This is a genomic window from Pseudomonas tructae (assembly GCF_004214895.1).
Classification (GTDB): domain Bacteria; phylum Pseudomonadota; class Gammaproteobacteria; order Pseudomonadales; family Pseudomonadaceae; genus Aquipseudomonas; species Aquipseudomonas tructae.
Genome location: NZ_CP035952.1, coordinates 4867230 through 4879814 on the forward strand (window position 1 = coordinate 4867230; position 12585 = coordinate 4879814).

General features: G+C 63.5%; 12 protein-coding genes. 2 read left to right on the forward strand and 10 right to left on the reverse strand.

Going from position 1 to position 12585, the window contains the following annotated elements; genetic code table 11:
- Positions 1-6 precede the first annotated feature (6 nt).
- Positions 7-1608 carry an arylsulfatase gene (locus EXN22_RS22235; protein WP_130266085.1) on the forward strand — a complete coding sequence of 534 codons (1602 nt, stop codon included), beginning with the start codon at positions 7-9 and terminating at the stop codon, positions 1606-1608.
- Here the strand turns inward: EXN22_RS22235 and EXN22_RS22240 are convergent.
- Positions 1580-2269 carry a Crp/Fnr family transcriptional regulator gene (locus tag EXN22_RS22240; protein ID WP_130266086.1) on the reverse strand — a complete coding sequence of 230 codons (690 nt, stop codon included), beginning with the start codon at positions 2267-2269 and terminating at the stop codon, positions 1580-1582. The two genes, EXN22_RS22235 and EXN22_RS22240, sit on opposite strands and share 29 nt — an antisense overlap.
- Before the next feature lie 88 nt (positions 2270-2357).
- Here EXN22_RS22240 and EXN22_RS22245 point away from each other — a divergent pair, with 88 nt between their 5' ends.
- Complete coding sequence (locus tag EXN22_RS22245) at positions 2358-2882, forward strand: Mpo1 family 2-hydroxy fatty acid dioxygenase (RefSeq protein ID WP_130266087.1); 525 nt, start codon at positions 2358-2360, stop codon at positions 2880-2882.
- Between the two features lie 70 nt (positions 2883-2952).
- Here the strand turns inward: EXN22_RS22245 and pcaC are convergent, their stop codons facing one another.
- The 9 genes from pcaC to pcaR form a co-directional block, all read right to left on the reverse strand.
- On the reverse strand, positions 2953-3345 hold the full coding sequence (pcaC, locus tag EXN22_RS22250; RefSeq protein ID WP_130266088.1) for a 4-carboxymuconolactone decarboxylase: 393 nt from the start codon (positions 3343-3345) through the stop codon (positions 2953-2955).
- 2 nt (positions 3346-3347) lie between these two features.
- On the reverse strand, positions 3348-4145 hold the full coding sequence (pcaD, locus tag EXN22_RS22255) for a 3-oxoadipate enol-lactonase (RefSeq protein WP_130266089.1): 798 nt from the start codon (positions 4143-4145) through the stop codon (positions 3348-3350).
- Between the two features lie 11 nt (positions 4146-4156).
- Positions 4157-5521 carry a 3-carboxy-cis,cis-muconate cycloisomerase gene (locus tag EXN22_RS22260; protein WP_130266090.1) on the reverse strand — a complete coding sequence of 455 codons (1365 nt, stop codon included), beginning with the start codon at positions 5519-5521 and terminating at the stop codon, positions 4157-4159.
- Positions 5522-5540: 19 nt separating this feature from the next.
- Positions 5541-6830: an MFS family transporter gene (locus EXN22_RS22265; protein WP_130266091.1), complete on the reverse strand. Its 1290-nt coding sequence runs from the start codon at positions 6828-6830 to the stop codon at positions 5541-5543.
- A gap of 120 nt (positions 6831-6950) precedes the next feature.
- Positions 6951-8156 (reverse strand): 3-oxoadipyl-CoA thiolase, encoded by a 1206-nt coding sequence (pcaF, locus tag EXN22_RS22270; protein WP_177414086.1) that lies wholly within the window; start codon positions 8154-8156, stop codon positions 6951-6953.
- Positions 8153-8932 (reverse strand): CoA-transferase subunit beta, encoded by a 780-nt coding sequence (locus EXN22_RS22275; RefSeq protein WP_130266093.1) that lies wholly within the window; start codon positions 8930-8932, stop codon positions 8153-8155. Before EXN22_RS22275 ends, pcaF begins: the two co-directional genes overlap by 4 nt.
- The gene (locus EXN22_RS22280; RefSeq protein WP_130266094.1) at positions 8929-9789 is read right to left on the reverse strand and encodes a CoA transferase subunit A; all 861 of its coding nucleotides are present in this window, start codon (positions 9787-9789) and stop codon (positions 8929-8931) included. Before EXN22_RS22280 ends, EXN22_RS22275 begins: the two co-directional genes overlap by 4 nt.
- Positions 9790-10012: 223 nt before the next feature.
- The gene (locus EXN22_RS22285) at positions 10013-11359 is read right to left on the reverse strand and encodes an MFS transporter (RefSeq protein ID WP_130266095.1); all 1347 of its coding nucleotides are present in this window, start codon (positions 11357-11359) and stop codon (positions 10013-10015) included.
- A gap of 276 nt (positions 11360-11635) precedes the next feature.
- Positions 11636-12511 (reverse strand): pca regulon transcriptional regulator PcaR, encoded by an 876-nt coding sequence (gene pcaR / locus EXN22_RS22290; protein WP_130266096.1) that lies wholly within the window; start codon positions 12509-12511, stop codon positions 11636-11638.
- Positions 12512-12585 lie beyond the last annotated feature (74 nt).

Consider the following 12585-nt stretch of genomic DNA (forward strand, 5'->3'; position numbering starts at 1 on the left):
GCGACCATGAGCCAACGCCCCAACTTCTTGATCATCGTTGCCGACGACCTGGGGTTCTCCGACCTCGGCGCCTTTGGTGGCGAAATCGCCACGCCGAACCTCGACGCCCTGGCCACTGCTGGCTTGCGCCTGACTGATTTTCACACCGCGCCGACCTGCTCACCGACCCGTTCGATGCTACTCACCGGCACCGACCACCATATCGCCGGCATCGGTACCATGGCCGAGGCATTGACCCCGGAACTGATTGGCAAGCCGGGCTACGAAGGCTACCTCAACGACCGTGTGGTCGCCCTGCCGGAGCTGTTGCACGATGCCGGTTACCAGACCCTGATGAGCGGCAAATGGCACCTGGGCCTGACCGCCGAACTTGCGCCCCAGGCCCGTGGCTTCGAGCGCTCTTTCGCCCTGCTGCCGGGCGCGGCCAACCACTATGGCGTTGAACCGACCTACGACGAGCACACCCCGGGCCTGCTCAAGTCGACGCCTGCGTTGTACATCGAAGACCAGACCTTCATCGAAGAACTGCCCGAGGATTTCTATTCCTCCGACGCCTTCGGCGACAAGTTGCTTCAATACCTGAAGGAACGCGACCAGAGCCGGCCGTTCTTCGCCTACCTGCCCTTCTCGGCACCGCATTGGCCATTGCAGGCGCCGGCCGAGGTGGTGGCGCGTTACCAGGGCCGCTATGACGCCGGCCCCGAAGTGCTGCGCCAGGAGCGCCTGGAAAAACTGCGCCAGCTTGGCCTGATTGCCGCCGACACCCAGGCCCACCCCGTCGACAACCACTGGCACAGCCTCAGCGCTGAGCAACGCCAGCGTTCGGCGCGGGCCATGGAGGTGTATGCGGCGATGGTCGAGCGCATGGACTGGAACATTGGCCGGGTGCTGGACTACCTGCGCAATCAGGGCCTGCTCGACAACACCCTGGTGCTGTTCATGTCCGACAACGGCGCCGAGGGCGCACTGCTTGAAGCCTTCCCCAAGTTCGGCCCGCAACTGGCCAGCTACCTCGACCAGCATTATGACAACAGCCTGGAAAACATCGGCCGGGCCAACTCCTACGTCTGGTACGGCCCGCACTGGGCCCAGGCGGCCACCGCGCCGTCACGGCTGTACAAGGCCTTCACCAGCCAAGGCGGGATTCGCGTGCCGGCCCTGGTGCATTACCCGGCATTGGCGCGCCAGGGCCAGATCAGCCATCAGTTCAGCACGGTGATGGACATCACCCCGACCCTGCTCGATCTTGCCGGCGTACGCCACCCCGGCAAGCGCTGGCGCGGCCGTGACGTGGCACCGCTGCGGGGCAAATCCTGGCTGGGGTACTTGTCGGGCGAGACCGAGCAGGTACACGACGAACACACCGTCACCGGTTGGGAGCTTTTTGGCCGCCGGGCGATTCGCCAGGGCCACTGGAAAGCGGTCTACATTCCCGGGCCGGTCGGCCCGGCCACCTGGCAGTTGTACGACCTGGCCAGCGATCCGGGCGAGATCAATGACCTGGCCACGCTGCAGCCGGAAAAACTGCAGGCACTGCTGGGTGAGTGGCAAAAATACGTCGAGGAAACCGGGGTGATCCTCAGTCAGTCGCCGTTCCAGCCGGACTAGCCAGCACCTGCAGGCGCGCGTGGTCGAGAATCTCGATTTCGCCATAGCCCAGGCGCACGACGCCCTCCTGCTGCAGCGACTTGAGGATCTGGTTGGTGGTCTGGCGCGACAGCGAAAGCATCAGCGCCAGCTGCTCCTGGGACAATTGCAGCACCCGCCGGCTATCGAGCAATTCGCCATAGCCGGCGGCGATCTGCAACAGCCTATGCGCCACCCTTGGCGCGGCGGCCAGCAGGCTCTGCTGCTCCAGGGCGACAAACACCACACGCAACTTATGGCTCATCAACAGGGCAACGTCACGCCAATGCCGGGGCTGCTGATCGAGCAGCTTGAGCAGCGGCGCCTGAGGTATCCACAGCAGTCGGGCCGGCCCTTGCGCCTGGGCATCGTGGGTGCGCGGCTGACCGTCGAACAGGCTGATCTCGCCGAACCAGTGTGGCGCTTCGATCAGGGTCAACAGCGCCTCCTTGCCATCGGTGGCCACCGCGCCCACGCGCATCGCCCCCTCAAGCACTGCATACAGCCCGCACGGTGCTTCGCCGCGCTGGAACAGGTATTGCCCGGCCGCCAGCTCACGCTGCCGGGCCAGCGCCAGCAAGCTATCCTGAAAGCACGCAGGCAACGCCTGGAACCAGTGACCTTGCAGCAGGGTTTCGCGCATAGCGCCTCGCAGGAGAACTCTGTCGGCTAGCCGACAGACAGACAGTTATCTGTAGGACATGCTCACGCCACCTACAGGAGGAACAACAATGAAAAACCTGGTCGAACACCTGAGTCAATACGCCGCCTACCACCGTGACCCACGCAATATCGTCACCCACTTTGTCGGCATTCCACTGATCGTCGTGGCGGTGACCGTTTTGCTGTCGCGGCCAGGTACCGACCTGGCTGGCGTCTGGATGTCACCGGCGCTGCTGGTGGCGCTGGTTACCGGCTGGTTCTACCTGCGCCTGGATCAGCGCCTGGGCCTGCTGATGGCACTGCTGCTGGGCTTGTGCCTGTGGGCCGGGCAGGCGCTGGCGGTGCAAAGCACCCTGGTGTGGTTGAGTGCGGGGCTTACGCTGTTCGTGGTCGGCTGGGTGATCCAGTTTGTCGGCCACCACTATGAAGGGCGCAAGCCTGCGTTTGTCGATGATCTGATGGGTTTGATCATCGGGCCGTTGTTTGTGGTGGTGGAACTGGGTTTCTTGCTGGGAATGCGCCTGGAGCTGAAAAAGGCCGTTGAAGACACCGTCGGGCCCGTGGCGATTCGGCAGAAGAAGGCGGCGGTCTGACCGCCGCTTTCGCGGGGCAAGCCCGCTCCCACAGTGGGAGCAGGCTTGTCCCGCGATACGGTCCAGAGGATCAGCCCCTGGACTCAACCCCCAACTCATCCCACACCGACTCGGCCAGGTGAAAGGTGGCATTGGCCGCCGGAATCCCGCAGTAGATCGCGCTCTGCATCAGCACTTCCTTGATCTCCTCACGAGTGACGCCATTGTTGGCCGCCGCACGCAGGTGCAGTTTCAACTCCTCGTTGCGGTTCATGCCGATCAGCATGGCGATGGTGATCAGGCTGCGGGTGTGCCGGGGCAGGCCCGGGCGAGTCCAGATGTCACCCCAGGCATGGCGGGTGATCATTTCCTGGAACTCGTTGTTGAACTCGCTCAGGTTGCTCAGGCTACGGTCGACATGGGCATCGCCCAGCACCGCGCGGCGCACCTGCATGCCGGCGTCATAACGTTGTTTCTCGTCCATGGTCAGCCCTCTCGGCCCAGCAGAAAATCGATCACCCGGCGGCTGAACGGCGCACCGACTTCAACGTTGGACAGGTGCGCCGCATGGAATTCGGCATATTGCGCGCCTGCCACGCGCTCCTGGATGAACAGCCCGCCCGACGGCGGCGTCACCGCATCATGGCTGCCGGAGATCACCAGCAGCGGCGCCTTGATCGCGCCCAACTGATCCCGGAAATCGGCATCGCGCACCGCCCCGCAGTTGGCCGCATAACCCTCGGGCGAGGTGGCCGCGAGCATGTCGGTAATGCGCTTGGCTTGCTCGGGATTGCCCGCAGCATAGGCCGGGGTAAACCAGCGCTCGATCGAGGCATCACGCAGGCCGACCATCGCCACTTGCCGGTCACGCAGGACCATTTCGATGCGCGGGTTCCAGGTGTCCGGCGCGCCGATCTTGGCGGCGGTGTTGCACAGGATCAGCCGATTGAGCCTTTGACCGGCGTTGATCCCCAGCCACTGGCCGATCAGCCCGCCCATCGACAGACCGCAGAAATGCGCTTTGTCGATATGCAAGGCGTCGAGCAGGGCCACTACATCCTGTCCCAGTTGCTCGATGCTGTACGGCCCCTCGGTTACCAGCGAGCCGCCATGGCCGCGGGTGTCGTAGCGCAGCACGCGAAAATGCGCGGTCAGGGCCGGTATCTGGGTGTCCCACATGTGCAGGTCGGTGCCCAGGGAGTTGGACAGCACCAGCACCGGCAGGTGTTCAGGGCCGTCAAGTTGATAGTTGAGTACGCCGTCGGCGAGTTGTACCTGTGCCACTGCAGCCTCCTTCAGGCATTGACGCGGTGATGTTCAGCCAGCGCCCGCTCGACCCAGGCACGGGCCTGGCCGAGGTAGTGGGCTGGGTCGAGCAGACGATCGAGTTCGTCTGGCGAAAGTTCGGCATTGACCTGCGGGTCATCGCCCAGCACGGCGCGCAGATGGCGCTGCTCGGCCACTGCACGCTGGCAGCAGGTTTCCAGCAAATGGTGAGCGCGGTCGCGCCCCAGGCGTTGGGCCAGGACGATGCTCACCGCTTCAGCCAGCACCAGGCCCTGGGTCAGGTCGAGGTTGCGCCGCATGCGTTCGGCGTCCACCTCCAGACCGTCGGCGAGGACCTGCGCCTGTTGCAGCGCACCGGACACCAGGCAGCAGATCTCCGGCAGGGTTTCCCATTCGGCATGCCACAAGCCGAGGCTGCGTTCATGCTCCTGGGGCATGGCGGCAAACAGCGTGGCCAGCAGGCCCGGCACGCGGGTGGCAGCACCAATCAGCACCGCAGCGCCCACTGGGTTGCGTTTGTGCGGCATGGTAGAGGAGCCACCTTTGCCTGGCGCCGACGGCTCGAACACCTCGCCCGCTTCGGTCTGCATCAGCAGACTGATGTCACGGCCAAGCTTGCCCAGGCTGCCGGCGATCATGCCAAGCACCGAAGCAAACTCCACCAGGCGGTCGCGCTGGGTGTGCCAGGGCTGCTCAGGCAGCGTCAGTTTCAACTCTGCGGCCAAGGCGACAGCCACGGGCAGCGCCTTGTCGCCCAACGCCGCCAGGGTGCCGGATGCACCGCCAAATTGCAGGGTCAACAGGCGCGGCTTGAGCTCGCGCAGACGCTCGCGATGGCGGTTCAAGGCGCCCAGCCAGCCGGCGATCTTCATGCCCAGGGTGACCGGCGTGGCATGTTGCAGCCAGGTGCGGCCAGCCAAGGGCGTCTGGGCGTGGGTCAGGGCCTGACGGGCCAGGGTATCGGCCAACTGCGCCAGATCCTTTTCGATCAAGTCCAACGCTGCCCGCAGTTGCAAGACCAGGCCGGTGTCCATGGCATCCTGGCTGGTGGCGCCCAGGTGCACATAACGCTCAGCTTCAGGCACGCCACTGGCAATCACCTTGCCCAACGCCTTGACCAGCGGGATTGCCGAGTTGCCAGCCAATGCAATGGCTTGGGCCAGTGCGGCAAAGTCATAGCGCTCGGCATGGCAGGCGGTTTCGATCGCCGCCACGGCCACTTGGGGGATGACCCCAGTGGACGCTTCGGCGCGCGCCAGGGCCGCTTCGAAATCGAGCATGCCCTGCACCCGGCCACGGTCGCAGAAGATCTCGCGCATGGCCTGCGCGGTGAAATAGGCATCGAACAGCTGATTGCCCGGACGCGGGTTCATTGGCAGGTCCTTGAACAGGTCAATGGTCGTGGTGCAGGTACGCCGCCTGCTTTGGCAGACGCAGGCTGAACAGGAAGGCTATCGCCATCATCGCCGTAACGTACCAGTAAAAGGTGTTTTCCATGCCCATGGATTTCAGCCCCAGGGCCACGTACTCGGCCGAGCCGCCGAACATCGCATTGGCCACCGCATAGGCCAAGCCAACGCCCAGGGCGCGCACCTGCGGCGGGAACATTTCGGCTTTTACCAGGCCGCTGATCGAGGTGTAGAAGCTGACGATGCACAACGCCAGAGTGATCAGCACGAAGGCCAGGAACGGGCTGGTGACGGTTTTCAGCGCCAGCAGGATCGGCACGGTGAACAGCGTGCCCAGGGCGCCGAACAGCAGCATCGAGTTGCGCCGGCCAATGCGGTCGGAAAGCATGCCGAACAGCGGCTGCATGCACATGTACAGGAACAGCGCGCCGGTCATGATGAAACTTGCGGTCTTGGCGCTCATGCCGGCGGTGTTGACCAGGTACTTCTGCATGTAGGTGGTGAAGGTATAGAAAATCAGCGAGCCGCCAGCGGTGTAGCCGAGCACGGTTATAAAGGCTGCAGTGTGATGACGAAACAACCCGGCTATGCTGCCGGCCTCCTTGTCGTTGCGGGTCTCGGCGCTGCTGGTTTCTTCCAGCGAGCGGCGCAGGAACAGCGAAATCACCGCGGCAATGGCGCCGACCACAAACGGAATGCGCCAGCCCCAGGCGCGCAGTTCGTCCTCGCTGAGCAACTGCTGCAGGATCACCACCACCAGCACCGCCAGCAACTGGCCGCCGATCAGGGTCACGTACTGGAACGAGGCAAAGAAGCCGCGCTGGCCGCGCAGGGCCACTTCACTCATGTAGGTTGCGGTGGTGCCGTACTCGCCACCCACCGACAGCCCCTGGAACAACCGCGCCAGTAACAGCAGTGCTGGCGCCCAGGCGCCGATCGAGGCATAGGTCGGCAAGCAGGCGATGACCAGGGAACCGGCGCACATCATCAGCACCGAGATCATCATCGAATTCTTGCGGCCATGACGGTCGGCGACACGGCCAAACAGCCAGCCGCCGATCGGCCGCATCAGAAAGCCTGCAGCAAACACCCCGGCGGTGTTGAGCAACTGCACCGTCGGATCGTCAGAGGGAAAGAACGCCGGGGCAAAATAGATGGCGCAGAAGGCATAGACATAGAAGTCGAACCATTCGACCAGGTTGCCCGAGGACGCACCGACAATGGCAAAGATGCGCTTACTACGCTCCTCACCGGTGTAATAGGCTGAAGTCATGGCTGCTTACTCTGGGTGGGTTCTGAGAGTCTAGACACACTCAGTAACACTCACGTTCCACAGAACAATCACCCCGGCCACGCCGCCTTGCGTGGAGGCAGCGTGACGGGAGTCATTGGTTTAAACCCGCTCGATCGCCAGGGCCAGGCCTTGGCCGACGCCGACACACATGGTCGCCAGGCCTTTGCGCCCACCGGACTTTTCCAGTTGGTGCAAGGCGGTGAGGATCAACCGCGCGCCACTCATGCCCAGCGGATGACCAAGGGCAATGGCGCCGCCGTTGGGGTTGACCTGCGGCGCATCGTCGGCCAGGCCCAGTTCGCGCAGCACGGCCAGGCCCTGGCTGGCAAAGGCTTCGTTGAGTTCAATGACATCGAAATCGGCCACCGCCACACCCAGGCGCTCGGTCAGTTTGCGCACCGCGGGTACCGGGCCGATGCCCATGACCCGTGGCGCAACGCCAGCACTGGCCATACCCAGTACCCGTGCCCGCGGGGTCAGGCCGTGCTTTTTCACGGCTTGCGCCGAGGCCAGGATCAGCGCGGCGGCACCGTCGTTGACGCCCGAAGCGTTGCCAGCGGTAACGGTCTTGTCCGGGCCGTTGACCGGTTTGAGTCGAGCCAGAGCTTGGAGGGTGGTGTCGGCGCGCGGGTGCTCGTCGTGCTCGACGACCGTCTCGCCCTTTTTATGGGCGATGCGCACCGGCACGATCTCTTCGGCAAAGAAGCCCGCAGCCTGGGCAGCGGCGGTGCGCTGCTGGCTGCGCAAGGCAAAAGCGTCTTGATCGGCGCGTGAGATTCGATAATCGTCGGCAACGTTGTCGGCGGTCTGCGGCATGGCATCGACGCCATACTGGGCCTTCATCAACGGGTTGATAAAGCGCCAGCCGATGGTGGTGTCTTCCAGCTTCATGTTGCGCGAATAGGCGTTGTCGGCCTTGCCCATGACGAACGGGGCACGGGACATCGACTCGACGCCACCGGCAATCGCCAGCTCCATCTCACCGCTGGCGATGGCACGAAAGGCCGTACCCACCGCATCCATGCCCGAGGCACAGAGACGGTTGAGGGTCATCCCCGGTACGCTTTGCGGCAGGCCCGCCAGCAGCAGCGCCATGCGTGCAACGTTGCGGTTATCTTCACCGGCCTGGTTGGCGCAGCCGAGGAACACTTCGTCGAGTTGCTCCCACTGCACCTGCGGGTTGCGCTCGATCAGCGCCTTGAGCGGCACTGCCGCCAGATCGTCGGCGCGCACGCAGGCCAGGGCACCGCCGAAGCGGCCGATCGGGGTGCGAATGGCATCGCAGATGAATACATCACGCATCAGGCTTCTCCTGGCGCTTGGCCGTGGGCGGCAGCGGTACGTGCTTCCAGATCACGCAAGGCGTTGAGCTCGACATCACTCGGCGCGACGGTGGTTTGCAGTTCTTCGGCAAAACGGATGGCCCAGCCCGTGGCGGCAATGATCTGCTCGCGGGTCACGCCCGGATGGATCGAGGTCACGATGAACTCATGGGTGCCGGCTTCCGGCTCCATGATGCACAGGTCGGTGATGATCCCCACCGGGCCCTCGCCCGGCAGGCCCAGGCGCTTGCGCGAATCGCCGCCTTCGCCATGGCCGACCGAGGTGATGAAATCGAGCTTGTCGACAAAGGCGCGATTGGACTGTTTAAGGATGATCAGCACCTGCTTGGCGGAACCGGCAATTTCCGGCGCACCACCGGCACCGGGCAGACGCACTTTGGGCTGGTGATAATCACCGACCACGGTGGTATTGATATTGCCGAAGCGGTCGACCTGGGCCGCACCGAGGAAGCCTACGTCGATGCGCCCGCCTTGCAGCCAGTAGCGGAAAATCTCGCCGGTCGGCACCACGGTGTCGGCGGTTTCAGCCAACTCACCGTCACCGATCGACAGCGGCAGCACGCTCGGCTTGGCGCCGATCGGGCCGGACTCGTAAATCAGCACCACATCGGGCGACGAGGTCAGGCGTGCCAGGTTGGCGGCCTTGGACGGCAGGCCGATGCCGACGAAACAGACCGCGCCATTGCGCAGGCGGCGGGCAGCAGCAACGGTCATCATTTCATTGGTGGAGTAGCTCATTGTGCAACCTCCGCAGCGCTGGCCAGTGTTGCCTTGAATTCGGTGAAATCGGCGGTGCCGCGAATGTACTGATCGATCCAGGCCGTGAAGCTCTCACGGCTGCGGGCAATCGGGTCCCAGGCCTGGTAGAAACGGTTATCACGCTCGTAGTAACCGTGAGCGTAGGATGGATGCGCCCCACCCGGCACCAGGCACACCGCCGAAAGTGCCCAGGTCGGCAAGACACAGGCGTTCATCGGCGCCTTCAGGTCGTCGACAATTTCTTCGACCGTCACGATGCAACGCTTGGCCGCCAGGGCTGCTTCCTTCTGCACGCCCAAAATGCCCCACAGCAGCACGTTGCCCTTGCGGTCGGCCTTTTGCGCATGGATCACGGTGACGTCAGGGCGTACCGAAGGCACGGCGGCGAGTACTTCACCGGTGAAGGGACAGGTCACGCTCTTGATCAGCGGGTTGACCTTGGGCAGGTCTGAACCTGCATAGGCACGCAGCACCGCGAACGGCAGGCCCGATGCACCGGCGACGTAGGCGTTGGCCAGGTCCGCGTGGCTGTGTTCTTCGATCTCGATGGGCTGCGGCCAGTGTTTTTCTACGGCATCGCGCAGGCGATGGAGGGAACCGACACCCGGGTTGCCACCCCAGGAGAAGATCAGCTTGCGGGCGCAACCGGCGCCGATCAACTGGTCGTAGATCAGGTCAGGCGTCATGCGCACCAGGGTCAGATCTTTCTTGCCCTGACGAATGATTTCATGCCCGGCGGCAGTCGGAATCAAGTGCGTGAAGCCTTCGAGGGCAACGCAGTCACCGTCGTTGACAAACTGCTTCACGGCGTCGTGGAGCGAGAGGATTTCAGCCATTGCAGACTCCTGGATATGCTGAGTCGGGGTCGGTCTCAAGGCGCCTTGGAAGGCGCCGGGTATGGATTCAGATTAAGGTGGGCTTGGGGGCGGTTCAATCCGATAATCGACTAACCGTTCGATTATCGAACCGATTGTTATCTTGCTAATAGGAGTCAGTCATCGCGGGGCAAGCCCGCTCCTACAATCCTGTAGGAGCGGGCTTGCCCCGCGATGAGGCTATTCAGGTCGCATCCGCGTGACTGACCATGCCCTTGATAATCACTGCAGTAGTGGCCAACGCCGCCGGGATCACCAGCGCGGTCAGGACCTGCTCGAAGTTCCAGCCCAGGCCCAACAGCGTCGCGCCCATCCACGCCCCGAGAATCGCCCCAAAGCGACCAATACCGAGCATCCACGACACCCCCGTGGCACGCCCCTGGGTCGGGTAGAAACGCGCCGCCAGCGAGGGCATCGCCGATTGCGCGCCGTTAACGCACATGCCGGCAATCAGCACCAGGGTCGCCAGCACGGTAATGTTGCCCAGGCTCTGCCCTACCGCGTAGGCAAACACCCCGGCCAGCAGGTAAAAGACACCAATGACCTTGTGCGGGTTGTAGCGGTCCATGGCCCAACCCACTGCCACAGCACTAAGCACACCACCAAACTGGAACAGCGCACCGATGAAGGCGGCCTGCTCCATGCTCGCGCCACTGTCGCGCATCAGGGTGGGTAGCCAACTGGTCAGCAGGTAGACAATCACCAGGCCCATGAAATAGGTCAGCCAGAGCAACAGGGTGCCAACGCTGTAGCGACCGGAGAAAATCAGCGCAAACACGTTGCGGGCTTTTACCGACTGTTGCTCCGGCACGCTGAAACTCGACGCCTGGCCGACCATCGCCGGCTCGATCGGCGCGAGGGTCTTGCGCACCTTGTCGGTGCCGCGGTTGCGCACCACCAGGTAGCGCGCCGACTCCGGCAGCCAGAACACCAGCACCACCGCCAGCAGCAGCGGCAACACGCCGCCGATCAGCAACAGGCTGTGCCAGCCGAACGCCGGGATCAGCTTGGCAGAAATGAAGCCACCACCGGCCATGCCGAGGTTGAAACCGCAGAACATGCTGGTGACCAGCAATGACTTGTGTCGCTCCGGGGTGTACTCGGACAGCAGCGTGGTGGCATTGGGCATGCCGGCGCCCAGGCCCAACCCAGTCAGAAAGCGCAGTACCAGCAACTGATCGACATTGGTGCTATAGGCCGAAGCCAGGCTGAAGGCGCCGAACAGCACAACCGCTGCGACCAGTACCACCTTGCGCCCGAAACGGTCGGCCAGCGGCCCGGACCCCAGCGCACCAAAGACCATGCCGATCAAGGCGGCGCTCATCACCGGCCCCAGGCTGGCCCGGTCAATGCCCCAGTCTTGCGAAAGGGCCGGGGCGATAAAGCCCATGGCCGCCGTGTCCAGGCCGTCGAGGAAGACAATCAAGAAACACAGGATCACCACCCGCCATTGATAGCGCGACAGCGGTTGGCTATTGATAAAGGACTGCACATCCAGGCAGTTTCCGACAGCAGCTTGAGGACTATTCATTATTTTTATCCAGAAGTAGCGCGCGAGTGTGCGGGTGCGCGCGTGACGGCACAGGCGAACAGAAGCAGGTTCGGAAAGCTGGATCAGCTGCCGCGCAGTCCAGCGTAGGACAGGTGCAAGCCATGCGGGGACAGGAAGTGGGTCATGGGGCGTTTGCCTCTCGCTCATTATTATGGGCGGTCAGAGCAGGCTGACCGCTGCGAGGGACATTAATAAGCAGGCAGGCGCGGCGCAATTCGATAAACGCATCTCTGTGCGTTTATCGCACAGGAACGTTCAGGCGAACAGTTGCGCGCTGAGGTCGCGGCTGGCGGCGAGCATGATCGGCAGGAAGCGTTGCTCAAGTTCGGTGCGGCTGACCCGGCCAGCATGGGTGCTGACATTGAGCGCTGCCAACACCTGGCCAGAAGCGTCATAGACCGGCACGGCAATCGAGCGCAGGCCCTGCTCAAGCTCCTGATCGACCACACACCAGCCCTGCTGGCGAACCAGTTGCAGGCATTCGAGCAGCGCCACCGGGTCGTGGAGGGTGCGGCTGGTCTTGGGCTGCAGATCGGCATGCTCCAGATACTCGTGCAAGGTGGCATCGTCCAGCGCCGCCAGCAGGATGCGGCCCATGGAAGTGCAATAGGCCGGCAAGCGCCCGCCCACCGACAGATCCACCGAGATCAGGCGCTGCACGGTGGCCGAACGAGCGATGTAAAGAATGTCATCGCCTTCCAGGGTGGCCATGTTGCAGGCCTCATGCAGTTGATCGCTCATCCGGTCCAGATAGGGCTGGGCCGAGACTGCCAGAGGCGTTGACGACAGATAGGCATGGCCCAGGGTCAGCACCTTGGGCAGCAGTGAATAGGTGCGCCCGTCGGTGGTGGCGTAACCCAGCTTGATCAGGGTGTGCAGGCAACGGCGAACCGCCGCCCGAGGGATTTCCGTGCGGTGGCTGATCTGGGCGATGGTCAGGTGGCGCTTGCGCTCCTGGAAGGCCTGCACCACCGCCAACCCACGGGCGAGCGAGGTCATAAAGTCGGGGTCACCGGTAAAAGCCTGGATACGCTTGGCCGGCGAGGCGACGATGGGCGGTGCCAGGGAAGCAAACGAGCTACGCACGTTGTCATTGAGTCCTGGTCCTTTGGGCGTTGTTTCTTCTGTCATGGCTAGCCTCGGCAACTCGATCACTGGGGCGATTATCGAACCATCGACCGATAATCGCAATTGACCGCCACCCT